Origin of the sequence: Bifidobacterium kimbladii (assembly GCF_032193675.1) — a bacterium.
GTDB classification, from domain to species: Bacteria; Actinomycetota; Actinomycetes; order Actinomycetales; family Bifidobacteriaceae; genus Bombiscardovia; species Bombiscardovia kimbladii.
Map to the genome: position 1 here is coordinate 1 of NZ_JASTZZ010000005.1, position 25,977 is coordinate 25,977.

A 25,977-nucleotide genomic window follows, 5' to 3' on the forward strand; every position below is an offset into this window, starting at 1 on the left:
AGACGGGAAACCAGATGCATGAAACCAAAACCCCTTCACCAAACACCAAGCGGAATCAACACCGCCTGCCTAATAAAGTTCTTCCTGCCGGAAAGCCGTACTGTCTTTCAACGCCAGCTCTGCATCGAATTGCAGGAACCGTGGCGTATGCCAGTCGTCTTCTCGACATCCCCCGCTTTTCACCCTACCACCCGGTCAGCGAACAACACACAAGCCTGAACTAATCGCCCGGCGACAATGAGCGTGGTAATTGGGGAAAAGCGATTGTTTACGAAATTATGAGGTTGTAGGGAATGAACGGCGACTTGCCTGACTGAGTGCTGTAAGCTTCATATGTCGGCCTGTCTGTGTTTCTCTGTTCCTCTCCTTTTTCTGAATGTGGGTGTGCATGCCTGCCCTGAACTCCAGCAGATAAAAGTGTGGTGGGGGCGCGGGAGGGGGTGTCGGCTCTCTTGAGGTTTAAGCCTTGATGGACACGTTCCTCCCTGTCCCCTCCCCCTGTGTAGGCCGGGGGCGGGGGGATTGATACACCGCCCCCGGCCTCTCTTACTCGTGCGAAGCTTGTGACAGTTGGCGTGTTTCCCTCCGGTGGCTGCGGGATGCCAGCACCCCACCCATGCCGGTCATGCCGGTGGCCAGGGCCAGCAGAATGCCCTCACCGCCGGCCTGAGGGAGCACGGTGTGTACGTGTATCTGAGGGACGTGTCGGTCAGTGTGTTTCCCGCGCCGCCCATCGTGTAGTCCACGCTGACCGTGACCGTGCCTGGCAGATGTGCAGGCGTGAGCACTGTGGCGCTGTTGCTGTTGCTGACAGGAGTCAGATGCGTGCCAGGGCTGGTGTCGAACTTGGCTGCGGCGATCACCGGCTGCGGGTTGAACATCACCGACACGGGAACTAACTTGCCGTTGGTGGTACCGTCGCCGAGCCGACCGTTTCCGTTGTTTCCCCAGGCGTACACGTATCCGTCACTGCCCACGGCCAGTGAATGCCAGTATCCGGCGCTGATCTGTGTGGCTTTCAGTCCTTTGCTCGAATCAGTGGGGTTGGCGGGGTCACGCACGGGCACAGGAATATACGAATCCGTTTTCGTGTTGTTACCGAGCTGACCATACCAGTTGTATCCCCAGGCGTAGGCGTATCCGTCGCTGCCCAAGGCCAGCGAATGCCAGTATCCGGCGCTCACCTGTGTGGCTTTCAGTCCTTTGCTCGTATCAGTGGGGTTGGCGGGGTCGCACACGCGCACAGGAAAAGGATTCCCACTGTAGCTGTCGCTGATGGTGTTGTTACCGAGTTGGCCCTTGATGTTCCATCCCCAGGCGTATGCGTATCCGTCGCTGCCCACGGCCATTGAATGATCGTATCCGGCGCTGATCTGTATGGTTTTCAGCCCCATGCTCTCATCAGTGGGGCTGTCGGGATTGCGCACGAGTACCGGGAAAGGCGAATACTCACTGGAGCCGCTGATGTTGTTGCCGAGTTGGCCATACCAGTTGTATCCGCAGGAGTATGCATATCCGTCACTGCCCAGAGCCAGCGAATGCCAGTATCCGGCGCTGACCTGTATAGCTTTCAGTCCTCTGCTCTCATCAGTAGGGCTGCCGGGGTCGCGTACGCGCACAGGAACATGCGAATCCGTTTTCGTGTTATTGCCGAGTTGGCCAGAGCTGTTGTATCCCCAGGCGTATGCGTATCCGTCGCTGCCCAGGGCTATCGAATGCCGGCCTCCGGCGCTGACCTGTACGTAGGTGAAATTCGTTGGCAGGTCTGGATACGTCTTGCGATCAGGTTTCTGAACCATGACCGGCGTATATCTGGAGTTTTTGGCCGTCCCGTCGCCAAGCTGGCCATACGTGTTGTCTCCCCAGGCGTACGCGTTCCCGTCGCTACCCACAGCCAGGGAGAATGAACCAGTGTTTGAGCTGCTGATCTGGTTGAACTTGATACCGTTTGTATTGGTTGGTGGGGTAATGGTGGTCCTTTCACCGCCGATTTGGCTGCCTGTATCAGGGCTTATTGTCCACTTGTTTGACGACCAATGGGCAGTAAGTCTGAGGTCTTTGGTCACAGGCTTGCTGAAGTCGTAGGCGACTTTGCCAATGAACCATCCGTAGAACTGGTAACCATTGCGCGTCGGGTCGGGGGAGGGCCGCTTCACCCTACCGTAGGGGTAACCGACTTGCTGGGGTTTGGGTGCCTGGCTTCCTCCTGCTGTATCGAAGGTGATCGTGTGGGTGGAATCCTGTTGAGCATCCCTTAACAGCGGCTGGTCGACGGTGTAATTGAGGCTCTTGGTGAAGGGCTTATCGTCCTGCCTGCCGGTGATGGTGATGATGGCCGGCCCGGGATCGCGGGCGGGGACATCTGCCTGCCAGGCATCGCCGGTTTTGCTGAGTGTCAAGTCTTGGCCATCCAGGCTGGCTGATTCCAGGGTGGGCGCTGTGGTGGAGTCGATTTTTGCCGGTTTGCCGGGCTGGCCTTGGGTGTCGATGCTCCACTGATATAGGCTGCCCTGCCTGTCTAGGGCGGCGATTTCGTTGCCGATGCGGCCTGCCTGCAGATAGTGCTGGTTCCCGTTCTCTGCGCGCGTGGGTGCCTCGCCTGACTTCCAGAACCAGAGGCGGCCGTCCTTGTCTGTGATGATGGCTTGGTCATTGCTGGCGCTGATCCGATTGGCTTTCGTGCTTTCTGGCAGGTTGACGGCTTTGGCGCTGGTCGTGCTGTCGGCCAGGTACCGGGTCTGCCCGTCAGCGTTCAGCAGGAGCAGCCCCTGGTTGAGGGCTGCAGTTTGGATGATGCGCACATCCTGGTCCTGCATGATGGGTGATGGCTTCGTGTTTCCTGCCTGGCCTGGCTTCCATGACCATGCCTGCCCGTCAGCGTCCACGATGAATGTCCGGCTGGGGGAGGCGACGGCGAGTATCGCCTGAGCTTGCCCGGGCAGGCTGATCGTGGATTGCTCAGTGGGTTTCATGTTCCGGCTGTCGGCCTGGCTGACCTGGAAGATGTGGATACGGCCCTGTTGGTCCACGACCAGCAGCCGGTCGTCGCTTGTGCTGATGCTGGTGAACCTGATGTTCCGATCAGTGTCGAGGATGGTGGGCGTGGGCCGTTGGCTGGTCCAGGTGTAGATGTGCTGGTCGGATCCGAGGGCCGCCTGCCACTGGCTGCCGGCGGCGGCTTGCAGGTAGTGGAACCCTTCGGGAGCCTGGGCAGGGAGAGGAACCTGTTTTGGTGTGCCGTCTTGTGTCCAAATGTAGATGTTGCCGTCGCCGGTCAGACCGACAAACTGGCTGTTTGCCGTGTGGATGCTCGTGTAAGAGGGTTCCTGCTTGTCGGGCGGACTGACGGTCAGCTGTGTATCTGAGGAGGGTCCGTGGTTCGGGCTCAGAGTCCAGTCCGTGGCCTTGGCCCAACGGGCGGTCAGCGTCGTGTCTTGCAGGATGGGGGTCTGGAAATCGAAGGGAAAGCCGTCACGCGTCCACCCGTCGAACCGGGAGCCCTCACGTTGCGGATTGTTCTTCGGAGGTGAGGCAAAGTTCCCGGTTTTCACTGTCGCTTGGGTGGGATTGCTCCCGTCGGCTGGGTCGAAGCGCACCGTGTGCGCGGCCTGATCATCTGTCTGCCGGGATGGCCTGGTTGAAGCGGAGTCTGCACTGCTTGGACTGTCTGTCGGCGATGACGGGGTGTTTGGGCTTGATGTCGTGGGGCTCAGGGGCGAGGCAGTTGTCAGAGGCGAGGGCGAAGGAAGCGGCGTGCCGGTTGTGCTGCTGGGAAGAGTGGCGGGGGTTTGCTTAGCTACGCGAGGGGTCTGACGACCCCCCCCCCCCGATAAACATAGATTCAGTACCAGCGTCGGTTTCAGCTTCGGCTTCGACCATGCCCAAGCCTGACAGGAGCAGCATAAGAATAATCGCGAACGTCAGCGAACGCAATCGGGAGCCTATACGCATGACTTACAAACCTCTTCCCCAACAACAGGCTTGCCTGCCATCTGTTATTCCCCAACGGCCGGCCAACACCACTGCTACGTCTTACTTTCAGAGGAGTCTCTCGGCCATTCAAGGCTGATCTGGCGCCAATTGCGCTGATGCAGTCAGAAGACGAAAGACCCCTCAACATCCCCACAAAAATCATACCATTGCAACATGCAGGCATCAGCCAAAACCAGTCCAGGCGGTTGGGAAAGAGCGACTACTTATAGTAATTATTTGAGATAGACAAATGAACAGCGGCCGGGCTGGCTGGTGGCTGTTGAGCCTCTTGGCCGGCCTGGCCGTGTTTCCTCCTCCCCTAGGCAGAGGCGGGGGCGTGCATGCCTGCCCTCGTGCTTTTGCCTGCAGAAGTGTGGTGGGGGCGCGGGAGGAAAGTGTCGGCTCTCTTGGGGTTTGAGCCTTAAGTGGCACGTTCCTCCCTGCTCCCCCTGTATGGGCCAGGGGCGGGGGGATTGATACGCCCTCCGGCCTTTCTTACTCGTGCGAAGCATGCAATAGCTTGTGTTGTTCTTTCCGGTGGCGGCGTGAGGCGAGAACTCCGCCCATGCCGGTCATGCCCGTGGCCAGGGCGAGCAGGATGCCTTCCCCGCCTGCCTTGGGGAGCACGCCTGCTGGCAGGTACGTGTACCTCAAGGATGTGTCGGGCGTTTGGGGTGCGCCGCCCAGCGTGTAGTCCACGCTGACCGTGACCGTGCCCGGCTGGTGTGCGGGCGTGAGCACGCTGACGCTGCTGCCATCGCCGCGCGTCAGGCCTGGTGCGAGGGCCTGGTCGAACCTGACGCCGGTGATCACCGGCGTCAGATTGAACACCACTGGCACAGGAGTCCGTTTGGTGTTCGTGGTGCCGTCACCGAGCTGACCATCGCCGTTACCTCCCCAGGCCTTGGCGTTCCCGTCCGCGCCGATTGCCAGGGAATGGTACCATCCGCCGCTGATCTGTACGGCTTTCAGTCCTTTGCTCGTGTCTGTGGGGTTGGCGGGGTCGCGCACGCGCACAGGAACAGAGGAGTTCGTTGCGGTGTTGTTGCCGAGCTGGCCATAGTTGTTCCATCCCCATGACCATGTGTTTCCGTCCTTGTCGACTGCTAGCGAGTGAAAGGTCCCGGCGCTTACCTGGGTGGCTGTCACAGTGCCATCGTTCTTCGGGTACTGCACTGGTCCAGGAACCCTCGTATCGGTACTGTGGCCGTTGCCAAGCTCACCATGATCATTTCTTCCCCATGACCATGTGTTTCCGCCCTTGTCGACTGCTAGCGAGTGATCGCCTCCGCCGCTGACCTGTGTTGCTTTCAGTCCTTTGCTCGTGTCTGTGGGGTTGGCGGGGTCGCGCACGCGCACAGGAACAGAGGAGTTCGTTGCGGTGTTGTTGCCGAGCTGGCCAGCGGCGTTGTATCCCCATGACCAGGTATTCTCGTTTTCATCGACGGCCAATGAATGCCAACTTCCGGCGCTGATCTGTACGGCTTTCAGCCCTTTGCTCGTGTCTGTGGGGTTGGCGGGGTCGCGTACACGCACAGGAACAGAGGACTTCGCATAGTTGCCGCTGCTGTTGTTGCCGAGCTGGCCATACTGGTTGTTTCCCCAGGCGTATACGTATCCGTCGCTGCCCACGGCCAATGAATACCAACTTCCGGCGCTGATCTGTACGGCTTTCAGCCCTTTGCTCGTGTCTGTGGGGTTGGCGGGGTCGCGTACACGCACAGGAACATACGAAGAGCCGCTGCTGTTGTTGCCGAGCTGGCCATACTGGTTGTTTCCCCAGGCGTATACGTATCCGTCGCTACCCACGGCCAGCGAATGCCGCATTCCGACACTGACCTGCATGTAAGTGAAATTCGCAGGCATGCCTGCAGGCTTCTTGACCCTGATCGGCGTGGCCCGGCTGGTGGTCGTGCCGTCGCCGAGCTGGCCATAATTGTTTAATCCCCAGGCGTAGGCGTTTCCGTCGCTGCCCACCGCCAAGGAAAAACCAGAGCCACTATCACTCGGTGAGTCTATTGACCCACTAACCTGGCTGAATTTGATGCCGCTTCGACTGGCAGGCGGGGTGATGGTGGTCGTTGCGTTGCCAAGCTGGCTGCCCTTGTCGGGGCTGATGCTCCACTGGTTGTTCTGCGTGTTGGGTGTCCAGCGGGCGGTGAGGGTGAGGTTGTCTGTCACGGGCCTGCTGAAGTTGTAGGCGACTTCCCCGATGAACCATCCGTCGAACTGGTAGCCTTCACGCGTAGGGTTAGGTGAGGGCCGCTGCACCCTTCCCAACGGGTAAGTCACCGACTGCGGGTCTGGCTTCGAGCTTCCTCCGTTTATGTCGAAGTCGACTTCATAGATGGGTCCTTGTTGGTCGTCTCTGGTCAGCGGCTGGTCGACCGTGTAGTTGAGGCTTCTGGTGAAAGGTTGGCCATCCTGACTGCCGGCGATGAGAATGGTTGCTTGTCCGGGCTGGCGGGCGAGTATGTCCGCTCGCCAAGCGCCGTCGGTCTTGTAGAGTTTGAGCGGCTGGCCGCCCATGCTGGCTGATTCCAGGGTGGGCGCTGTAGTGGTGTCGAGTCTGGCTGGCTTGCCGGGTTGGTCTTGCTCGACCCACTCCCAGGAGAATATATCGCCCTGCCGGTCAACAGCGGTGACTCTACCGTTGATGCTGACGGCCAGTGTATATTGCTGGTTCCTATTGTCTGCCCGCATAGGGGTTTCTCCGGGCTTCCAGGCCCAGTTATGACCGTCCGTGTCGGTGATGACGGCCTGGCTGCCGTTGCAGGCGATCCTTCCGGTCTTCATGCCTTCCGGCAATCTGACGACTGCAGAGTTGGTTGCATTGTTGTCCAGGTACCAGGCCTGCCCATCCGCTTCCAGGAGCAGGAACCCTTTGCTGAGGACTTGGGCTTGGATGATGCGGATCTTGGGGTTTTGCTTGATGTGTTCGGGTTCGGCTTTCTTGGTACTGCTCGTTTCCTGGGTCCAGGCCTGTCCGTCCGCGTCGACGATGAGAATCCGGCTGGTGGAGGCGACGGCGCTGACGGCCGCCTGCCCGGGCAGGCTGGTTGCGGCCTGCTGCATGAGTTTCGGATTCTGATTCTGGCTGTCGGCATCGCTGGCCTGGAAGGTGTGGACCTGTCCTTGTCGGTCCACTGCCAGCAAAAGGTAATCGTTCAGGCTGATGCTGGTGAACCTGGCATTCTGGTTGGTGTCGAGAGTCGCGGGTTCGTGCTGTCCGCTGGCCCAGGTGTAGATGTGCTGGTCGGATCCCAAAGCTGCGTGCCAACGGTTGCCGGTTGCAACTTGCAGGTAGCGGAACCCGGCAGGAGCCTGGGCGGGGAAAGGAACCTGCACGGGTGTGCTGTCTTGGGTCCAGGTGTAGATGCGGCCGTCGCCGGTCAGGCCAAGGATCTGCTCACCTTTGGCTTGGACGCTGGTGTAGTAGGGTTCCTGCGGACTGGGCGGGCTGATGGTCAGGAGGGCGCCGGAAGCGGGCCCATGATCCGGGCTTAGCGTCCAATCTGTTATTTGTGTCCACTTGGCTTTCAGGGTCGTGTCCTGGAGGATAGGGGTCTGGAAGTCGAAAGGCTGGCCGTCATGGGTCCATCCGTCGAACTGGAAGCCGGGACGCTGAGGATTGTGCAGCGGGGGAGTGGCAAGGGTACCGGTTTTCACGGTTGACTGAGTCGGCTTGCTCCCTTCGGCCGGGTCGAAACGCACTACATGCGCGGCTTGACCATGCGTCTTATCGGCTGATTTAGCCGGAGCGGATTCTGGATTGTCTATCGTCGATGATGGGGTGTCTGGGTTTGGTGTTGCTGGGCTTAATGGCGTGAAGGTTTGTATTGGTGATGGCGAGGGCAGTGCGGCGTCTGGTGTGCTGCTGGGGGAAATGCCGGGGGTTTGCTCAGCTACGCGAGGGGTCTGACGACCCCCCCCCCCCGGTGAGGATGGGAGCGTCCGCCTGGGCGGATGCGACGCCCAGGCCTGCCAGCATTCCTAGCAGGACGGTCGTCATCGCCATGATGCGACGCAGACGGGAAACCAGATGCATGAAACCAAAACCCCTTCATCAAACACCAAACGGAATCAATTCCGCTTGCCTATCAAAGTTCTGCCTGCCAACGCCAACCCTGCATCACATCGCAGGAGCTAATGGCGCAAACCAGCCGTCTTCTCGACGTCCCCCGCTTTTCACCCTACCACCCAGCCCACAGACAACACACGATCGAGGTCCAACCGCCCGGAGACAATGAACCCGACTGATCTCAAAGAAAGGAGCCAGTGTATGACCAACCAGGGATACTATCTGCCGGGACTCTACGTTCGGGAGGGGTCCATCCCCGTTCCCTTGGACTGGGCGGGCAGTGAACCTGGCGTCTGGCGAGCCGAAGATCATTCGGACCAGGCGGTCATCCGCTGCTTCTACCGCGTGGTCTGCGCCCCCGAGCACATCCACGACGACCTGCCGCTGCTGGTCTACCTGCAGGGCGGACCCGGCTCGGGCGCCCCACGGCCGCTGAATGCCACTGCCGACGGGTGGATGGCCGAGGCCCTGCGCCACTTCCGCATTGTCTTGCCCGACCAGCGGGGTACGGGCCGGTCCAGCGCCATCGACGGCTCCACCATGGCCTCCCTGGGCGAGCCTCGGGCCCAGGCCGACTATCTGAAGCATTTTCTGGCGGACTCCATCATCCGGGACTTCGAGCACCTGCGTCGCACGGTCTTCGCCGGCCGTCCCTGGGTGACCCTCGGGCAGAGCTTCGGCGGCTTCCTGACCATGGCCTACCTGTCGAACTTCCCCCAGGGGCTGGCTGCGGCTTTTACCACCGGGGGCGTGCCCCACATCCCTGCTGATGCCTATGAGCTCTATTCCCATACCTTCACCAAGATGGCCCAGCGGTCCCAGATCTTCTATCAGCGTTATCCAGGGGACCAGGACCGTGTGGCGGCCATTGCCGACCGGCTGGCACAGGGCGATGTGGTCCTGCCCGGCGGCGACCCCCTGAGCGTGGAGCGGCTGCAGACCCTGGGCGCCGACCTGGGCAAGAGCGGCGGGTTCGAGCGTCTCCATTGGCTGCTGGACACGGCCTTCTTGGACGGCGACGGCAGCCTGCCCGCTTCCGGCGCCAGCAGCTCCCGGGCCACCCTCTCGCAGGCCTTCCTGGAGGGGGTGGGGGCGGCCACTGCGGTCACACCGCTCTACTGGCCCCTGCAGGAGTTCATCTACGCCGATGGGGACTGTGAACCCCTGCGCTGGGCTGCGCAGCGGGTGCGCGATGCCCGTCCTGAATTCGATACTGCTGCCCGTCCGCTCATGTTCACCGGGGAGGCGATCTTCCCCTGGATGTTCGAGCAGGAGTCGGCCCTGCGCCCCTTCGGCCCGGCGGTCAGCCTGCTCATGGAGGAGGGCTCCTGGGGCCACCTGTACAACCCCGACCGTCTGGCCGACAATCAGGTTCCTCTGCAGGCCGCGGTCTATGCCGACGACCTCTACGTGCCCTCCGAGCTCCAGCTGGACACCCTCTCGCGCGTGGGCCATGCCCATGCCTGGGTGACCAACGAGTTCGAGCACGACGGCCTGCACGGGGACAGGGTCTTCGCCCACCTCTACCGGCTGGCCCTGGAGCGCGGCGATCTGGAGGGGCTCTTCCCGGCGCGCGGCTAGACTTGAGGGCATGAACACGGACTCATTGACTCTCGGATTCATCGGATACGGCAACATGGCCCAGGCCATGGCCCAGGGCCTGGTCGACGCAGGCGTGCTGCCAGGCGGCCGGATTGTGGCCTGCGCAGCCCACTACGACCGGCTGGTGGAGCGGACGGCCCAGCTGGGGGTGCGGCCCATGCACTCCGGCACCGAGGTGGCTGCGGCCGCCGACCTGGTGATTCTGGCCGTCAAGCCTGGGCAGGTGGCCCAGGTCTGCGAGCCCATCCGCCATGAGCTGGCTGACCCGGACCGCATGGTCCTCTCGGTGGTGGGCGGCATGACGCTTGAGGACTATGCCGACATCCTGGAGGAGGGCACCCACCTGATCTGCGCCATCCCCAACACCCCCATTTCGGTAGGGCAGGGGGTTTTGGTCACCCAGGAGGACGATACCCTGACCGACCAGCAGCGGGAGCTCTTCACCCAGGTCTTCGACCCAGTGGCCATGATCGAACGGCTGCCCCGGGAGCTGGTCTCGGTGGGCACGACCGTCGCCGGATGCGCGCCCGCCTACACGGCCATGTACATGGAGGCCCTGGCCGACGCCGGGGTGGAGCATGGGCTGCCCAGGCAGGCGGCCTACCGGCTGGCGGCGCGCATGGTTCAGGGGACTGGAGCCCTCTACCTGGCCACCGGCACCAACCCCGGGGCCATGAAGGACGCGGTCTGCTCGCCGGGCGGAACCACCATCAAGGGTGTCGCCTCCTTGGAGAAGCACGGCTTCCGTGGAGCGGTCATCGAGGCCATCGATGCGGTGGAGCGCGGCGACTAGGGGGAGCCACGCCGGGGCAGTCCGGGCAATAGACTGGTGCATATGTCGTTAACCATAGGAATCGTCGGGCTGCCCAACGTCGGCAAGTCCACACTCTTCAACGCCCTCACCCGCAACAACGTTCTGGCGGAGAACTACCCCTTCGCCACCATCGAGCCCAACACCGGCATCGTGCCCCTGCCCGACGACCGTCTGCCCGTCCTGGCCAAGCTGGTCCACACGGACAAGATCGTGCCCGCCACGGTCACCTTCGTGGACATCGCCGGCATCGTCAAGGGGGCCTCGGAGGGGGAGGGGCTGGGCAACCAGTTCCTGGCCAACATCCGCGAGGCCGACGCCATCTGCGAGGTGGTCCGCGCCTTCAATGACGACGACATCGTCCACGTCAACGGCAAGGTGGATCCGGCCGACGACATCGACACCATCAACACCGAGCTGATCCTGGCCGACATGCAGACCATCGACAAGGCCCTGCCCAAGCTGGAGAAGGACCAGCGTGGCGGCAAGATCAAGCCCGCCTACCTGGACACCGTCCGCAAGGCCAAGGAGATTCTGGGCCAGGGGCGGACCATCGACCAGGCGGCCCAGGCCGGGGACATCGACAAGGACGAGCTCTACGACCTGCATCTGATGACCGCCAAGCCCTTCATCTACGTCTTCAACGTGGACGACGACGAGCTGCAGAACGAGGACATGAAGAAGCAGCTGGCCGACTCCGTGGCTCCCGCGCCCGCCATCTTCCTCAACGCCCAGTTCGAGTCCGAGCTGACCGAGCTGGACGAGGCCGATGCGCGAGAGATGCTGACCGATGCCGGGCTCAAGGAGTCCGGCCTGGACCAGCTGGCCCGGGTGGGCTTTGACATCCTCGGCCTGCAGACCTTCCTGACCGCCGGGGTCAAGGAGGTGCGCGCCTGGCAGATCCACAAGGGCTGGACCGCACCCCAGGCCGCAGGGATCATCCACACCGACTTCGAGAAGGGCTTCATCAAGGCCGAGGTGGTCTCCTACGACGACTTCGTGGCCGCCGACGGCTCCTACGCCAAGGTGCGCGAGGAGGGCAAGATGCGCCTTGAGGGCAAGGACTACGTCATGCAGGACGGCGACATCGTGGAGTTCAAGTTTAATGTGTGAATTAATTTGATTATGTGTTTCTAATATCCAGCGATTAAGAAAACAAGTGTCAAGTGTGCCAATCTGTAGTTGATAAACAGTATGTTGAGGATTTCCTCATCAGGAGGAATAAAATATTTCTAATATAGCTGTTATTAACTTAAGTATGTGTGCAAACCGGATCCCTTTACGGAAGGCTCCGGTTTGCATATCTGTTCAGCTAATCTGCCGCATTGGATGCTCAGTAATGAAACCGCATACCATTTTGGTGATCAGTCCGATTGGCATGAGCGTGTATTGCAAATAAGGCAGCATAGCATTTAGCAAACGTGCTGTTTTTAAATTGCAGGATTTGAAGTTTCTTCTGATAAATTGTTATGAACACTGTCTGGCCAATCCAAGTCTAGCCTTCCTAAATGCCACGCGTTTGACTTATGGATGAGAGTGCTAACTCAAGTGGCATTAGTGTTGAATAACACTAATGAAATCTATGAAGTTAGAGAGCGTAGATAGCTAACTAATTGCTTTAACTAATTGCTTTCCGCTTTGTCCACTTGCATAACCCGTTGCCTAGCCATATCCTGAATACAGGTGTTGTTCGGATTAGGTAAAGTCAACAAGATTCTTGTACTTTGTAGAAGGCAGAGGGGAATAAGATGGCAGTTTTCTATTCGTTTCACTACGACCGTGATGTGAATCGTGTTCAACTTGTCGAGAATATGGGCGTACTTGATGGTCAAAAGATTTTGAACCATCAAGACTGGGAATCAGTCAAGAGAGGCGGTACGTCTGCGATCACAAGGTGGATTGACGAACAAATGAAATATAAGTCCGCTGTGATCGTTTTGATAGGAAAAGAAACTTCGACACGACCTTGGGTGCTTTACGAAATCGAGAAGGCTTGGAATGACAAACACCGTTTGCTTGGTATCTATATTCATGGTCTGTCTTCCATGGGAGAAGTCGACTCAAAAGGTGCTAATCCCTTCGAAAGAGTGGATGGAGTGTATGGCATTCCTGTTTTTGACCCGACTCAAATATCTTGGAGTACCGGAAGAATCGACTCTAAGGCTACTTACAACACGCTTGCAATGAATCTCAAATCTTGGTCAGAGCAGGGCACGGTCAGGCCTTGGTGACTAACTTAAACTGCCCATTTTGTTTGATTGCAGAACGTGCTGATGAGAATGTGCGTGAGGTGTTTCGGGACGATAAAGCAGTCGCATTCTTTCCGATTGAGCCTGCGGTACTCGGGCATATATTAGTAATCCCTCATCGGCACGTTTCTTCCGTATGGGATCTTTCAAAAGAAGAGGCAGAGCATATAGGGCTGCTTATCTCTCGCATGTCACGTGTAATTGTAGAGACGGTCAATTCTGAGGGTCTCAATATTATTCAGTCGAACGGTAAGGTTGCCACACAAAGTATCGCGCATGTTCATTTTCATCTTGTTCCTCGTTGGTCTGATGACGGCTTAGGACGCATTTGGCCGACTAAAACTAATTATTCGGAACAAGCAAAAGACGAAACTTGGGATGCCCTGCGTGATGCGTGTACAGGGATTCACTTATGAAAGAAGACAAGGGGTCAGAGTTGCACGAGTCGAGCACGACAGTTCGTCTGAAGCACCTCGACTATATTCAAAATATTGTGACTCGAATGTCTCAGTCGTCAGTTCAAGCGAAAAGCTGGCTTCTTCCAGTGGTTACTGCCGCCTTTGGGTATGCGTTGACGCAACGTTCAGTGGAAGTGGCACTTCTTGGTATTTCCGCAATTCTTTTATTTGGATACATGGATGTGAATTATCTTAGGCAGGAACGCCTTTATCGACGACTTTACAATGCTGTGGTCCGTCAAGATGTGAAGATTCCAGAACTGTCACTTGACCCTCATGATTACGAGGAAACAGCACCGGATGCAGATGGTGAGGCAAACACACAGAAGAGTCAGTTTAATAGTGGTCGTTGTAGGCGTTCGAAGATTAATGTCAAAGAGTGGTTTCGTATCCTAACTTCATGGTCAATCGCGCCATTTTATGGTGCCCTTCTTTTTGTAGGCGCTTTGGTTTTGTGCCATGCCCTGATCCGCTAAGTTGTGAGCCCTGCAGAAATGGACAGGTGTTGTGCGCTTGGTTATCGTTACTCTTGGAGCATAAACTGAGGCTCGTTGTGCACTTCTGTTCTGCGTGATATTTAGGAAGAAGTCAATTCTGACAGGATTGTGTGGAATTTTATAATCATTTTTTAGCTGTCAAGCTTTTAGATTTAGAAAGAATAGATTTTTACATATTGAACAGTAACAAAAAAAGCAATAAGATGACCCGAGTTCAAGACCGGCATTCCCTCCTATTCCAAGAAGTGAGCGCCAAGCCTGGGTTTGCCATTCGTCGGGGTCATGGGCTGCCGCTGATCTTCGTGCACGGGTCGGGCGTGGACCATCACATCTTTGACGACCTTGACCCCGTCTTCGAGCGGGTGGGCGGTTTCGAACGGATCTATCTGGACCAGCCCGGCTTCGGCCGTACGCCGCCCGACCCGTCCATCCTCGACCTGGATGGTCTGGCCCGGTGGCTGGATGACCAGGTGGATATTTTCAGCGGCGGCGGCCCCTTCGCCCTGGTGGGCAACTCCCTGGGCGGGCTGCTCAGCCGCCATGCCGCCGCCGGTCGACTGGAACGCTGCCGGGGGATGGCCCTGCTCTCCTCGGTGGTCGACCCGGTGACCGCCCACAGGCGCCTGCCCCCGCGTCAGGTGCTGGTCCGGGACGACCAGGGCCTGGCCGACGTGGACGAGTTCACCAGGCATGCCTACCGGCAGATGGCTGTGGTGGAGTCCCGTCAGCATCTGGAGGCCTACCAGCGCACCATCATACCCGGCATTCGTTCGGCCGACGCCGATACGGCGGCTCGGATGGAGGGGCACTACCGGCTGGATATGGACTTCGACCGAGCCTGGAACGGGTTCATAGCCCCTGTGCTCTTCGTCTGCGGCCGCCAGGACGACCGTGTGGGCTACCTGGACCAGTTCGACCTGGCTTGCCGCTTCCCCCGGGCCTCCTACTCGGTGCTGGACCAAGCCGGCCACAATGTGCAGATCGAACAGACCGCCCTGGTCTGCGACCTGCTGGAGGATTGGGCCAGGCAGGTGCTGAAAGGCTGAGTCCGCCCTGGTTCCTTCCGCCACTACAATGAACTGTGCATACAGGTTCGTTCGATGGCGACGAAGGGGAAGGACATGGCTGTCTGGGGATTGGATAGCAAACGCCTTAAGCGGCGTGTGCTTGCCATGCTCCGTTGGCTGCTGGACCCTGTCCGCCGCACGCCTGTGGTAGTGACAAGCGCATTACTGACGCTGCTGCTGACAGTCATGATCGTCAACCTGATCCAGCCGGTGGATGCGGCTCATGCGGAACGATCGGCAGATGCAAGCGCTTCCAGCACGTCCACTGTTTCGGCGAGGCAATTCCCCAAGGCGCATCATTCCGGTAAATCCGAGTCCTCCTCTTCATCAGCGACAAAGAGGCACACAAAGGAACAAGATGAGGAGCAGACAAAGGTTCGGAAGACCGAGCCTGCTGGCGCATCTGCACAGCCTGTCGATTGGCTTAAGCCTTCCCAGCAGGTTGATTACCCGGATCCTGCAGCCCATCCTGGCCTCTCCCTGGAGGTCAGCCTTCAGGACCAGCGGGTCTATGTGCGCGACGGGTCTGAACTGCTCTACACCATGTACGCCTCGACGGGCATGAATGACTCCACGCCCAGGGGCAGCTTCCGCATCCAGGCCGAGCGCGGCGACCACTTTTACAATCCCGGCGAGGGGATGGGCGCCCGCTACTACACCAGTTTTTTGAACCACGGGGTCTTCCTCTTCCACTCGGTCCCCACTGATTCCAAGGGCGGCTTCATCAAGGAGGAGGCCGATATGCTGGGCATCCGCCCTGGCTCCCACGGCTGCATCCGGCTAACAGTGCCTGACGCTCGATGGATCATGCAATCCGTGCCCACCGGCACGCCCGTCGTTATTGAATAGGATACATGATTTTGATTTTCAAATTAGTTGCAGTACCTTTGTGCAGGCTTGGGAGAATCGTATGCAAGGAATTTTCGGTTTATCGTTAATTTCTTCGTGTATTGAGTAACGACATTTTTCGTGCATATGATTGTAATTGTGAATATTTTCAACTAATAATACAATCTCTTTTCTTCCATTGGGTAAGCTACAGTCTTTATGTTTACCGCATGCTAAGATTGTGTCACCCCAATTGAATAAGAACAATCCTGATACGTAAGTGAGCTTTACATTTATTCTGCAAAACGGTTAACCTGTGCCGTAATGAGCTTAAAGTTTGTTTTCCCACTCTTTCAAGACGTGATTTACTTTCTTGGTTGAGACAGAGTTTGTAGACATATCACTCTTAAGTAAGACTTCGTATGCTGCGAGTGGGCCAAAATCGAGCGCATCCTTGCCTCCTCTATAGGATTCGTCATTTATCAGCTCTGTAATAGCAATTTGGCATGCATCAGCATCGACTAATTGCTGTAAGAGTGGCAAATTCATGACATAATTATCGTCGTCATTTTGCACAAGTGCATTAAGTGTGTATATAACAAAATGTGCCTTATTTACCATGTGCGAGAAAACAATAAAAGCTTTATACTGATCATCCAAACTATCAAATAAAATTGGAATAAACTTGGCGTAATCACTCATGACACTGCCATATAGAGATTTTTCGAAGGGTTTGAATTCCCATCTTTTAAGTCGATCGCTAAGTTTATTGTAAATTGATGTGAGATAATTGTTCTGAAAGCCAGATCTAATAACATAATCGAATAAAGACAATTCAGGTAAATATGTTAGCACACGATGGGGCTGGTATTCTGATTGATCTTTGTGAGCTTCTGGCGAGAGAAAAACATGGAATTGATACGCAAGATATTCGCATACTACTAGTGACAAAGGTGATTCAGAATCTACAAGTTGACGAGTTATTGCATCAAGTAGACTTGCGAAATTTGAATATTGTTCACCAGTATTGAGAATAACAAGCACCAATTTAAGGGTCATGTATCCTTGGTCTTTATCATTGAACTTTTCTTCGAGACGAAGGCAAAATTCAATCACTTCTGCAGCTCGGTTACTATTGCTATTGCAAAGATATTTACTAGCTTTACCTACGAATACGGTACTGCGGAATATGTCCCAGTGGTGCTTATCTAAATCTGCTGGGCTTAGTGCATCATATAGCAGGAATTTCTTATATTCATTTTCATGCATGATATCCTGCTCAATCGATAAGCGGAAATATGCGTCAAAATGTTCCGGTCTAAATATATGACGATCTGCTTCATACGGGTCGAGATACGCTAGAGAAACATTTTTCTGATCGTTGTTGCGTGAAGCTGACGCTTTAGCAAAGGGAAATAGGGCTTTAATTGCTTCGCTGTCTTGTTTGCCGGTTTCTCCGTTGCTCGAATTCATATTTTCTAACAGTTCTTGAACTCTATCTGAAAGATTACTGATAGCGGTTTCTGGGGGAAAGCGGGAGGGTAAGGTGAATGGTGCATAATGACTGCATATAAGGTTCTTGTGGCCGATGATCCATTTATAAAGGCTTGGTCGAAATACCTCAAGGCTTGTAATTCCTAGTAGATCTCCAGGCTCGACATCGTCTTTCAAAACCTGGTATCTTATTTTGAATTCATTTGTCAGGCGGATTGCGTCTCGTAAATTATTGACAAACGGAGCTATGCAGAATCGTTTGATATCTTCGAATGAGCTTGAAACTGCAATTGAACTGGGTAGTGCTGCATGGTCGTGTCTCTTTACTTGAATGATGCTTTCTATCTCTGACGTGAGCATTCTTTCCACGACTTCTTTGGACGGTTCTGGTAAACCGATTGGTACCTGGATTATCTTTTCCAGATACTCGTCACCCTTGTTGTGGCATGTCTTGTTGAGAGACTTAGCGACGACATCTCTGTCATAGAGGAGTACATAGGTCACATAAGGTAGATCCCCCACGGCCTTAACGGCACGGAGCATTTCGGCTATTTCGCTGTCTGTCAAACGATCTAGATCATCAATAAATACGACTATTCTAGTCTTAGTTGAATTTAGATTATCTCTAAGTTTTTCGCGTTGCTCAGTGAGCACCTTGAAATTCTCGTTGCCGGGATTCAAATAATTTCCGATGTTATCAAAGAATGACGCGATTAGATTAACGGTATAAGAAAAGCCTGGTAACAGTGCATTAAATAATGCTGATACTACAGGACTCCAAAAATTAGATATTGTTGATAACCGTAACAAAGCTCGATACAAGAAATTAGTTTTTCCCGACAAGGTTTGTGCCATTTGTTTGAACAAAAGAGAAACTATCTGACCACTGCCTGAGTACATCCATGGTTCGAATTCGATAATATGAAATCCGTTAGTATCTTCAGATGCTTTGAGATCATTGATAAGCATATTCTTTAGGGATGTTTTGCCTGATCCCCATGGGCCATTAATCCCAATAATGAGTCCATGAGGTTCAGTGCTACTAAGAAGAGCATCTGCAAGATTCTGTGTAAATTCAGAACGTTGATACTCATCTTCGGACTTGTCAGTAATCGGTTCGTCGAAAAGCCACGAAGAATGCTGAATTGAGTTCTCTCTCATGCTATAAGAATACAATCTAAAACGGTCGTTTAATGAAGCACTAAAGTCAAGTAACGTCTTGTGCTTGTATGACTGGTTCGGTCAATGCCAGTTTGGATATCGGTTCCCTTGCCCATGTGAAATTTACTCAGTGTTAGATTTACTTATGTTTAGTCTTGATTTATGTTTAGTCATGATGGACGCATCGAACCTCAACTTTTGTTTTTTCGCTTCGAGTTTTGCTAAGTGAATTTCTAAGATTGAAAAGTCTGAGAACTTTAATGACAGTATTGACGCGAGGATGTAGCAATAACCTCGTCCAAAATGTGACCATTCGCCGTCGTGCCTGCCCTCGGTTTTCTAACTTTGCCCTACCACAGAGAGAACTATCGAGAGGAAGTGGTCAGGAATCATGCAAAAGGTGCAGCGGTTCAGTGACTGGTTGACTAAGTGGTTCATCCTGGTGGTCCTGGCTTGGGCCGCCATCAACTTCTTTGTCCCGCAGATTAGCATTTGGGCCCGCAGCTACACTAACTACTTCCTGAGCATTATTCTCTTCGGCATGGGGCTGACCCTGAGCCTGGACGATTTCAAGCGAATCCTCAAGATGCCGCTCATGGTCATCGTCGGCACCGTGGCCCACTACGTGATCATGCCCCTGCTGGCCGTGCTGCTCTGCCGCATCTTCCGCCTGGACGGCATGATCGCCGTAGGAGTCATCCTGGTGGGCTGCTGCCCCTCGGGGACCTCCTCCAACGTCATGTCCTACCTGTCGCGCGGCGATGTGGCCCTGGACGTGTCCATAGGCCTGCTTTCCACCCTGTGTGCGCCCCTGATGATCCCCATGCTGATGAATCTGCTGGCCAGCCAGTATGTGGACATCCCCACCAAGCAGCTCTTCCTGACGGCCCTTGAGGTGGTGCTGATCCCCATAGCCTTGGGCCTGGCCGTCCACGCCATATTCAAGGAGAAGGTGCAGAAGGTGACCGTGGCCCTGCCGGCAGTCTCGCAGATCGCCATACTGATCATCATCGGCGTGGTCGTCTCCGTCAACCATGCCAAGCTCTTCACCGCCGCCACCGCTCTGGTCCTGCCGGTGGTCATGCTTCACAACCTGTGCGGGTACGGGCTGGGCTTCCTCTTCAGCCGGCTCATGTACCGTCTCTACCCCAAGGGGTTCCGCTACGCCCAGCAGAAGGCCATCACCTTCGAGGTGGGCATGCAGGATTCCGGACTGGGCGCGACCCTGGCCCTGCAGGCCTTCGCAGCCGACCCGATTGTGGCCATACCCTCCACCTTCTTCAGCGTCTGGCACAACATCTCCGGCTCGGTGCTGTCCGCCTGGTGGCGTCGGCATGACGACCGGCTGGGGATCGCCGCCGACTCCGCCCAGGGTCGTCCGGAACCGGTTCGCGCCTAGGTTCCGCAGCTCCTTGATTGCTGGCTGGATCTGCTACATGCCCGGTCCGGCCAGCATGAAACCAAGGGCCGTCAGCAGTGGTGGCAGGAAGATCGATGCCGATAGATAGCCCAGGGCTGCCAGATGCCGTCTCTGCCGGGCCAGGGCTAGCACTTCGTTGACTGCTGTCGAGAAGGTGGAGAAGCCACCCAGCAGTCCTGTGGTCAGCAGCAGCCGTCCCCAGTTAGGCAGTCCGTGGAAGGTGGCAAAGGCGGCCACCAGTCCTGCGCCCAATCCGGCCAGCAGGTTGATGATCATGGTCGACAGGGGCAGATCCACCTGCCATCGGGCCTTGACCAGGGTGTCCAGCAGGTAACGCAGTCCGGCACCCAGGCCGCCGCACAGGCAAATCAGCAAGGTAAATGTAAAGGTCATCGCGCACCCGCCTGGATGCGTGCGGCCAAACGCGCTCCCAGCGCTGCCATGGCCCAAGAGGCCATCAGGCCTCCGGCGAAGGAGACCAGCAGGTAGGCAAGGGTTGCTTGGAGTTGACCGCCTGACAGGCCTTGGACCAGTTCCAGCGAGAGCGTGGACATGGTCGACAGCCCTCCGCACAGGCCCATACCCAGGCCCTTGTTGGTCAGCTGCCTTCGGCGCGCATGCGTGCTTTTGGTCATCCCGGCCAGGAAGGCGGTCAGCAGGGCGTAACCTGCGCAGGCGATCAGGTTGGCCAGAAGGGTTCCCGGATGCAGTGGGCCGCTCTGGCCCGGCAGCAGGCTCAGGGCGTACCGGCAGCCGGTGCCTAGTGTTCCGCCCAGTATCACCACCAGGGCCGTGGCCATATCAGGTCCGGTAGGGGGTTTGGTCATTGGAGGCTCGGTTCCCGACGGATCAGCGTCCGCAAGGTCGGGCTGGATGGCATGCGCCTGCACCCGGCCCACAGACGGGTCGTCGAATCATGGTGCAGGAACTATCAGCGGTTTGCGGTTCGGGGCTCAAGCCCCGGGCGGGTTCCATCGCCTGAGGCTCATTCTAGGAGCCCAAGGGGACCGCAGCCGCCGCAGCTGCGAGACTGCTCACTCGGTGTGGTTTTCCGGGTCCAGGGTCAGCCGGTCGTCGTCGGCATCGTAGTCGAAGAGCTCGCCGTAGCGGCCCCAGGTGATGGCGGTGTCGAACTGCTGGACGGCCTCCCTGTCCGAGTGGTGGGCCCTCAGCAGGTCCAGGATCAGGGAGCCGTGCAGGCTCTTGTCGTCGCTGTTCTTCAGGGCCCGGTCGATGATGCGGATCAGCGGAACGTGGTCCATCAGCATCCGTGAGAACATCTCCTTGCTCTCCAGAATGTCTGCGTCGTGCCAGGCCCGGCCCTGGTCGGTCAGCCTGACGTGCCCGTTGTCCGCCTGGAAGATGCCCAGCATGAGCCCGGCGTCGATCAGGGGGAAGAGGTCGTCCACCTCGAAGGAGAGCTTGGCGGCCAGGTCGGCCAGATCCATGCCGTTGGGCTGGTTGACCATGACATCGGCCAGACCGGCCAGGCCGCCGGGGGTGGCATCGGGCAGGTTGCGCTCGGCGGTGTCCTCGTCCCGGACCGAGTCCCGCACAGCCTGACGGTTGCGCACCTTGGTCTGCAGACGGCGGCGGATGTCCTCGCTGTCGCGCTGGCCGGTCAGGATGGAGTAGAGGTAGTCCACGCAGGACTGGAAGAGGTCGGACTGCTTGTCACGAGGCCTGTCCAGGTTGATGGGCACGTCGGCGATGACCCGGCCGGGATGCGAGTCCAGGACCAGGACCCGGTCGGCCATCTCCACGGCCTCCTCGATGTTGTGGGTGACGATCAGGACCGACTTGACGCTGCCCGCCTCCTCGGACCAGACCTTGAGGACCTCCTGGCGAAGGTTCTCGGCAGTCAGCACGTCCAAGGCCGAGAAGGGCTCGTCCATGAAGAGGGCGTCCGGCTTGAGGACCAGTGCTCGAGCGATGCCCACGCGCTGGCGCATGCCGCCGGAGAGCTCCTTGGGGTAGGCGCTTTCGAAGCCGTCAAGGCCGATGGCGTCGATGGCGGCCAGGGAGAGTTTCTCGCGCTCCTTCTTGGGCACGCCACGGGCCTGCAGGCCCAGCTCCACGTTGTCCTTGACGGTCAGCCAGGGCATCAGGGCGAAGCTCTGGAAGACCAGGGCCACGCCGGGGTTGGGCCCGTCCAGCTGCTTGCCCCGGTATTCGACACTGCCCTTGCTGGCCGGGACCAGGCCGGCCAGGATGCGCAGCAGGGTGGACTTGCCGGCGCCGGAGCGGCCCAGGATGGCCACCACCTCGCCCTCGTGCAGGGTGAAGTCGATGCTGTCCAGGACGGTCAGCTCAGCGCCCTTGTCGGACTGGTAGGTCTTGGTCACGTGCTCGGCCGTGATGATCCCGTTGGAATTGATCTTGGTCATTGTCGAACCTCTCAGACTTCTCATGTCAGGGAATAGCGCCGTTGTGCCAGTGATTGCAGGGGAGACCAGAAGAACCGGTCGGCCAGGACCACGAAGATGCTCATGACGGCCACCCCCAGGATGATGCGGGGGGTGTCGCCGGTGGCGGTCACCTGGGCGATGTAGGCACCCAGGCCCTTGGCCGTCAGCTCGGTCTTGCCGTAGGAGACCACCTCGGAGACGATGGAGGCGTTCCAGGCCCCGCCGGCCGCTGTGATGCCGCCGGTGCACCAGGAGCCGAACAATGCAGGCAGTATCAAGGTCTTCCATCGCTGCCAGCGGTTCTGGCCCAGGCTGCGCGACATCTCCAGCAGGTCGTCGGGGATGGCCGAGGCCCCGGCGATGACGTTGAAGAGGATGTACCACTGGGTGCCCAGGGCCATGAGCAGGATGCTGCCCCAGTTGATGTCGATCCGCCAGATGATGAAGACCATGGTGACGAAGGGGAAGATGAAGTTGGCCGGGAAGGAGGCCAGGATCTGCACCAGGGGCTGCAAGTAGCGGGAGATGCGCGGATTCATGCCGATCAGGGCGCCGATGGGCACCCAGACGATGGTGCAGACCACCATCAGGATCAGCACTCGCAGGAAGGTCAGCAGGCCCAGCTGGAAGACGTGGCCGACCTCGCCCAGGCCCAGCGGGCGGATGACCAGGCGGTCCAGCTGCCAGAGACCCCACAGGCCGATCAGGGCCAGGCAGGCCCACCAGACCAGGTCGCTTGCCCGCCGGCGTCCGCCGCCACGGCTCCAGCGAGCCCCGGTGCGGCCCAGGGGGCGGGTGATCCGGTCCAGCAGATCGGCCAGGGGATGGCCCACCAGGCCCAAGAGGTCCTTGACCCCGGACAGGCGGATGATCGTGAGCACCAGACTGCGCCGGGGCTCGGTGGACTGGCTGCTGGTGTAGCGGAACTTCTCGGCCCAGGCGGTCAGCGGCTTCCAGAGCAGGAAGTCAATCAATAAGACCACCACGATCATGGTCAGGATGGCCAGGCCCACCTTGCCCAGGTCCTGCTCGGCGGTGGCCTCCTCCACGAAGGAGCCGATGCCGGGCAGGGCCAGGGTCCTGTTGTTGACCGAGATCATCTCGGAGGCGGTCAGGAAGAACCAGCCGCCGCCCATGCTCATCATGCAGTTCCAGAGCAGAGGAATCATGGAATTGGGCACGTCAAGCTTCCAGAAGCGCTGCCAGCGGGTCAGGCGCATCAGCCTCACCGCCTCGTCCAGGTCGGAGGGCTCGCTGGTCAGGGAGTTATAGAAGGAGAAGGCCATGTTCCAGGCCTGGCTGGTGAAGATGGCGAAGATGGAGGCCGCCTCCACGCCCATGATGGACCCGGGGAAGAGGACCAGCCAGATGGAGATGGTGGCCGACAGAAAGCCCAGGACGGGCACCGACTGCAGGATGTCCAGCAGGGGGATGAGCACGGCGCCCAGGCGGCGGGAGCGCGCGGCGGCCAGGCCGTAGAGGAAGGCGAAGACCAGGGAGATGATCAGGGCCGTGAACATGCGGAAGAGGGAGCGCAGCGCGTAGTAGGGCAGGTTGGCCGGGTCGGTGGAGACGTGCGAGGGAACGCCGGCGGGGCCGATGGGCGCGCCCAGGGCCGGCAGCAGATAGGCCAGGGCCCCCAGCAGGACCAGAGCGCCTATGGCTACGGCCAGACCCGTCCATATGCGGGTGGAGCGCGATGCCTGGCTGCGGTCGTCGTTCAGTGGCGAACGGAGCATTCCTGGCAGTGCGACAGTATTCATGATGGCCTCCCTCCAAGGTGCGGAACATCCCTGTCGGCAGCCTCGAAGACGGCGTGGCGATCGGCCATGAGCCGACCATTGTCATCGTTCAAGCTTCGGCTTCGCATGGTATTTGGCCCTGCATTAGTCCCTGCCTTGATCCGACGGGGACTGTTGACCTGCGCGGGGTGTCTCCACCACTTTGCGGCAGCATGCCTTGTCCATGCGGTAGCTTCACCTACCGACCATCCAATAACATAGATGGGCCTCAGAGCAGTGTCAAGCATTTGCCAAACCGGTGTTGCCGTCCTTGCCAGGACTGACAATGACAAGGGTCTGCATGCAGTCGGAGCAGGCGCGAAATGGAATGTAAGGAGCGAATCCCTATGAAGATCGTGGCAGTCACGGCCAACCCCGAACCCAAGAGCCTGACCGATGCGGCAGGCAACGCCCTGCTGGACGGGGCAGCCGAGGGCGGGGCTCGCACCGAGTTGATCGACCTTTGCGCCGAGGGATTCAATCCCGTCTTCGGCATGGAGGACAGGACCCACTACCTGGGCCAGGGGCCCATGCCCGAGGATGCCCAGGCCATGCAGGAGCGCATCAAGGATGCGGACGTGCTGGCCCTGGTCTTCCCCGTCTACTGGTACAGCATGCCGGCCATCATGAAGGGCTTCATCGACCGGGTCATCTGCCGGGGCTTCGCTTACCACGCTGATGGCACCCCGGGGGCCCTGGCAGGGCGCCGGGTGGAGCTGGTCATGCTGACCGGCGGAGACAAGGAATGGTACCAGTCCAGCGGCATCGGCGAGGCCCTGGACAACCAGCTGCGCAGGCAGACCTTCCTCAAGTACTGCCAGGTCGCCCAGGTGGAGACCATCTATGTGGACAATCTGGACTCGGGCAACGATGACCAGCAGGCGCGGGAGGCCGCCGACCGGCACCTGGTGGCCCTGGCCTTGAAGGGTCGTCAGCTGGCCGCAGGCACCGAGCCCGGAGCTGGCCAGGACGCTCAGTGACGCTCAGCATCGGATTTGTCTTCGATGACACCCTGGACGTCTTTGACGGAGTCCAGCAGCACATTCTGACCCTGGGACGGGAGCTGGGCAGGCGGGGCCACAGGGTCCAGTACCTGGTCGGGCAGACCGCCCATCCGCCGGTTGACGGTGTCCACTCCCTGTCCCGCAACGTCATGGTCTCCTTTAACGGCAACAGGATGCGCATACCGCTGCCTGCGCCCAAGGCGCCCATCCGCCGGGTCCTGGAGGCCGGGCACTTCGACCTGCTGCACGTCCAGGCCCCCTACAGCCCCTTCCTGGCCGGGCGGGTCATCCGTGCCGCAAACCCGGCAACAGCCCTGGTGGCCACCTATCACATCGCCCCCACAGGGAGCCTGCAGCTGCTGGGCGGCCGGCTGCTGGGAATGATCAACCGCAGGACCCATAGGCGCATCGACAGGGTCATCGCGGTCTCGCCTGTGGCGGCCAGCTATGCCCGGCAGACTGCCGGCGTGCCCAGCAGGGTGGTGGCCAACCCCGTGGACGTGGCTGCCCTGCGCCGGGCCCGTCAGGCTGCTGGCGACCAGGAAGTGGCGCGCCTGCACGGCCAGGGGCCGCATTTGGTCTTTCTGGGACGGTTCGTGGCCCGCAAGGGGGCGGGGATCCTGCTTTCGGCCCTCCAGGCGGGGGAGCGGGCCGGCATTCTGCCCGAGGGCCTGCATGTGACCATGGCCGGCAAGGGCCCGCTGCTGGAGGACTGCCGTCGGAAGGCCGCCGCCCTGCGCACACCGGTGGCCTTCCCCGGATTTGTGGACGAGAAGGACAAGCCCGCCCTGCTGGCCTCCTCCGACCTGACCGTCTTTCCCTCCACCGGGGGCGAGTCCTTTGGCATCGTCCTGCTGGAGGCCATCGCCTCGGGCACGGCTCCGGTGCTGGCCGGGGACAATCCCGGCTACCGGTCCACCCTGATGGGCGACGAGCGGGCTCTGGTCCCTGTCGACTCGCCCAACACACCTGATCTGCTGGCCCGGCGAATCACCCAGGCTCTGGGGGACCCCTCCTGGAGGCGGAATGTGCGCCATGACCAGCTGGCGCTCTTGGACCGTTACGACGTGACCACGGTGGCCGATCAGGTGGAGGAGGTCTACCGGCAAGCCATCCAGGACCGCCGTCTCATGTAGGCTAGGTA

Annotated in this window: 20 protein-coding genes and 2 riboswitches; of the genes, 12 read left to right on the forward strand and 8 right to left on the reverse strand. The window is 58.6% G+C overall.

Annotated features, from left to right (window positions below; genetic code table 11):
• Positions 1–224 (forward strand): hypothetical protein (locus QRX41_RS06870; protein ID WP_313839568.1); only part of this gene is annotated, 224 nt, incomplete at its 5' end.
• Positions 225–623: 399 nt separating this feature from the next.
• Here the strand turns inward: QRX41_RS06870 and QRX41_RS06875 are convergent.
• The 3 genes from QRX41_RS06875 to QRX41_RS06885 all read right to left on the reverse strand — a co-directional run bounded on the left by QRX41_RS06875 (position 624) and on the right by QRX41_RS06885 (position 8,020).
• Positions 624–3,551, reverse strand: a complete 2,928-nt coding sequence (locus QRX41_RS06875) for an InlB B-repeat-containing protein (protein WP_313839570.1) — start codon at positions 3,549–3,551, stop codon at positions 624–626.
• Between the two features lie 916 nt (positions 3,552–4,467).
• The gene (locus QRX41_RS06880; RefSeq protein WP_313839572.1) at positions 4,468–7,641 is read right to left on the reverse strand and encodes an RCC1 domain-containing protein; all 3,174 of its coding nucleotides are present in this window, start codon (positions 7,639–7,641) and stop codon (positions 4,468–4,470) included.
• 232 nt (positions 7,642–7,873) lie between these two features.
• Entirely contained in the window at positions 7,874–8,020 is a 147-nt protein-coding gene (locus tag QRX41_RS06885; protein ID WP_313839574.1) for a hypothetical protein, read from the reverse strand.
• A 234-nt stretch (positions 8,021–8,254) separates the two neighbouring features.
• Here QRX41_RS06885 and QRX41_RS06890 point away from each other — a divergent pair, with 234 nt between their 5' ends.
• The 8 genes from QRX41_RS06890 to QRX41_RS06925 all read left to right on the forward strand — a co-directional run bounded on the left by QRX41_RS06890 (position 8,255) and on the right by QRX41_RS06925 (position 15,586).
• Positions 8,255–9,634, forward strand: a complete 1,380-nt coding sequence (locus tag QRX41_RS06890; RefSeq protein WP_313839576.1) for an alpha/beta fold hydrolase — start codon at positions 8,255–8,257, stop codon at positions 9,632–9,634.
• A 10-nt stretch (positions 9,635–9,644) separates the two neighbouring features.
• Positions 9,645–10,448 (forward strand): pyrroline-5-carboxylate reductase, encoded by an 804-nt coding sequence (gene proC, locus QRX41_RS06895; RefSeq protein ID WP_313839578.1) that lies wholly within the window; start codon positions 9,645–9,647, stop codon positions 10,446–10,448.
• A gap of 42 nt (positions 10,449–10,490) precedes the next feature.
• On the forward strand, positions 10,491–11,579 hold the full coding sequence (gene ychF / locus QRX41_RS06900; protein WP_313839580.1) for a redox-regulated ATPase YchF: 1,089 nt from the start codon (positions 10,491–10,493) through the stop codon (positions 11,577–11,579).
• A 635-nt stretch (positions 11,580–12,214) separates the two neighbouring features.
• Complete coding sequence (locus QRX41_RS06905) at positions 12,215–12,697, forward strand: TIR domain-containing protein (protein WP_313839581.1); 483 nt, start codon at positions 12,215–12,217, stop codon at positions 12,695–12,697.
• Positions 12,694–13,131 (forward strand): HIT family protein, encoded by a 438-nt coding sequence (locus tag QRX41_RS06910; protein ID WP_313839714.1) that lies wholly within the window; start codon positions 12,694–12,696, stop codon positions 13,129–13,131. The genes QRX41_RS06905 and QRX41_RS06910 overlap by 4 nt, the downstream gene beginning before the upstream one ends.
• The gene (locus QRX41_RS06915) at positions 13,128–13,649 is read left to right on the forward strand and encodes a hypothetical protein (protein ID WP_313839583.1); all 522 of its coding nucleotides are present in this window, start codon (positions 13,128–13,130) and stop codon (positions 13,647–13,649) included. Before QRX41_RS06910 ends, QRX41_RS06915 begins: the two co-directional genes overlap by 4 nt.
• Positions 13,650–13,873: 224 nt before the next feature.
• The gene (locus QRX41_RS06920) at positions 13,874–14,716 is read left to right on the forward strand and encodes an alpha/beta fold hydrolase (protein WP_313839585.1); all 843 of its coding nucleotides are present in this window, start codon (positions 13,874–13,876) and stop codon (positions 14,714–14,716) included.
• Between the two features lie 54 nt (positions 14,717–14,770).
• Positions 14,771–15,586, forward strand: coding sequence for a L,D-transpeptidase (locus tag QRX41_RS06925; protein ID WP_197071165.1), 816 nt, complete (start codon positions 14,771–14,773; stop codon positions 15,584–15,586).
• A gap of 309 nt (positions 15,587–15,895) precedes the next feature.
• On the opposite strand, the gene QRX41_RS06930 is transcribed toward QRX41_RS06925, so the two are convergent.
• On the reverse strand, positions 15,896–18,220 hold the full coding sequence (locus QRX41_RS06930; protein WP_313839587.1) for a KAP family P-loop NTPase fold protein: 2,325 nt from the start codon (positions 18,218–18,220) through the stop codon (positions 15,896–15,898).
• Positions 18,221–18,611: 391 nt separating this feature from the next.
• Here QRX41_RS06930 and QRX41_RS06935 point away from each other — a divergent pair, with 391 nt between their 5' ends.
• A complete protein-coding gene (locus tag QRX41_RS06935; RefSeq protein ID WP_313839589.1) occupies positions 18,612–19,619 on the forward strand; it encodes a bile acid:sodium symporter family protein in 1,008 nt (335 codons plus the stop codon).
• 33 nt (positions 19,620–19,652) lie between these two features.
• Here the strand turns inward: QRX41_RS06935 and QRX41_RS06940 are convergent, their stop codons facing one another.
• The 4 genes from QRX41_RS06940 to QRX41_RS06955 form a co-directional block, all read right to left on the reverse strand.
• Positions 19,653–20,033 carry a fluoride efflux transporter FluC gene (locus QRX41_RS06940; protein WP_045924580.1) on the reverse strand — a complete coding sequence of 127 codons (381 nt, stop codon included), beginning with the start codon at positions 20,031–20,033 and terminating at the stop codon, positions 19,653–19,655.
• Positions 20,030–20,467, reverse strand: a complete 438-nt coding sequence (locus QRX41_RS06945; protein WP_045925073.1) for a FluC/FEX family fluoride channel — start codon at positions 20,465–20,467, stop codon at positions 20,030–20,032. Before QRX41_RS06945 ends, QRX41_RS06940 begins: the two co-directional genes overlap by 4 nt.
• A gap of 88 nt (positions 20,468–20,555) precedes the next feature.
• Positions 20,556–20,628: riboswitch (Fluoride riboswitch) on the reverse strand.
• A gap of 46 nt (positions 20,629–20,674) precedes the next feature.
• Positions 20,675–22,027 (reverse strand): ABC transporter ATP-binding protein, encoded by a 1,353-nt coding sequence (locus tag QRX41_RS06950; protein ID WP_045924579.1) that lies wholly within the window; start codon positions 22,025–22,027, stop codon positions 20,675–20,677.
• 20 nt (positions 22,028–22,047) lie between these two features.
• The gene (locus QRX41_RS06955) at positions 22,048–23,811 is read right to left on the reverse strand and encodes an ABC transporter permease (RefSeq protein ID WP_144085711.1); all 1,764 of its coding nucleotides are present in this window, start codon (positions 23,809–23,811) and stop codon (positions 22,048–22,050) included.
• 73 nt (positions 23,812–23,884) lie between these two features.
• Positions 23,885–24,043, reverse strand: a riboswitch (M-box (ykoK) riboswitch).
• Between the two features lie 133 nt (positions 24,044–24,176).
• Between QRX41_RS06955 and QRX41_RS06960 the strand changes: the two genes are divergently transcribed.
• Both QRX41_RS06960 and QRX41_RS06965 read left to right on the forward strand, forming a co-directional pair.
• Positions 24,177–24,809 (forward strand): NAD(P)H-dependent oxidoreductase, encoded by a 633-nt coding sequence (locus QRX41_RS06960; RefSeq protein ID WP_313839593.1) that lies wholly within the window; start codon positions 24,177–24,179, stop codon positions 24,807–24,809.
• Positions 24,806–25,969, forward strand: a complete 1,164-nt coding sequence (locus tag QRX41_RS06965) for a glycosyltransferase family 4 protein (protein ID WP_313839595.1) — start codon at positions 24,806–24,808, stop codon at positions 25,967–25,969. The genes QRX41_RS06960 and QRX41_RS06965 overlap by 4 nt, the downstream gene beginning before the upstream one ends.
• Positions 25,970–25,977 lie beyond the last annotated feature (8 nt).

Bases quoted from the DNA above. Each gene is read 5' to 3' on its own strand.
- QRX41_RS06935 (WP_313839589.1), top strand. From the start codon at position 18,612: ATGCAAAAGGTGCAGCGGTTCAGTGACTGGTTGACTAAGTGGTTCATC.
- proC (WP_313839578.1), top strand. From the start codon at position 9,645: ATGAACACGGACTCATTGACTCTCGGATTCATCGGATACGGCAACATG.
- QRX41_RS06945 (WP_045925073.1), bottom strand. From the start codon at position 20,467: ATGACCAAACCCCCTACCGGACCTGATATGGCCACGGCCCTGGTGGTG.
- QRX41_RS06905 (WP_313839581.1), top strand. From the start codon at position 12,215: ATGGCAGTTTTCTATTCGTTTCACTACGACCGTGATGTGAATCGTGTT.
- QRX41_RS06925 (WP_197071165.1), top strand. From the start codon at position 14,771: ATGGCGACGAAGGGGAAGGACATGGCTGTCTGGGGATTGGATAGCAAA.
- QRX41_RS06955 (WP_144085711.1), bottom strand. From the start codon at position 23,811: ATGAATACTGTCGCACTGCCAGGAATGCTCCGTTCGCCACTGAACGAC.
- QRX41_RS06920 (WP_313839585.1), top strand. From the start codon at position 13,874: ATGACCCGAGTTCAAGACCGGCATTCCCTCCTATTCCAAGAAGTGAGC.
- QRX41_RS06930 (WP_313839587.1), bottom strand. From the start codon at position 18,220: ATGAGAGAGAACTCAATTCAGCATTCTTCGTGGCTTTTCGACGAACCG.
- QRX41_RS06960 (WP_313839593.1), top strand. From the start codon at position 24,177: ATGAAGATCGTGGCAGTCACGGCCAACCCCGAACCCAAGAGCCTGACC.
- QRX41_RS06890 (WP_313839576.1), top strand. From the start codon at position 8,255: ATGACCAACCAGGGATACTATCTGCCGGGACTCTACGTTCGGGAGGGG.
- QRX41_RS06950 (WP_045924579.1), bottom strand. From the start codon at position 22,027: ATGACCAAGATCAATTCCAACGGGATCATCACGGCCGAGCACGTGACC.
- QRX41_RS06915 (WP_313839583.1), top strand. From the start codon at position 13,128: ATGAAAGAAGACAAGGGGTCAGAGTTGCACGAGTCGAGCACGACAGTT.
- QRX41_RS06940 (WP_045924580.1), bottom strand. From the start codon at position 20,033: ATGACCTTTACATTTACCTTGCTGATTTGCCTGTGCGGCGGCCTGGGT.
- QRX41_RS06885 (WP_313839574.1), bottom strand. From the start codon at position 8,020: ATGCATCTGGTTTCCCGTCTGCGTCGCATCATGGCGATGACGACCGTC.
- ychF (WP_313839580.1), top strand. From the start codon at position 10,491: ATGTCGTTAACCATAGGAATCGTCGGGCTGCCCAACGTCGGCAAGTCC.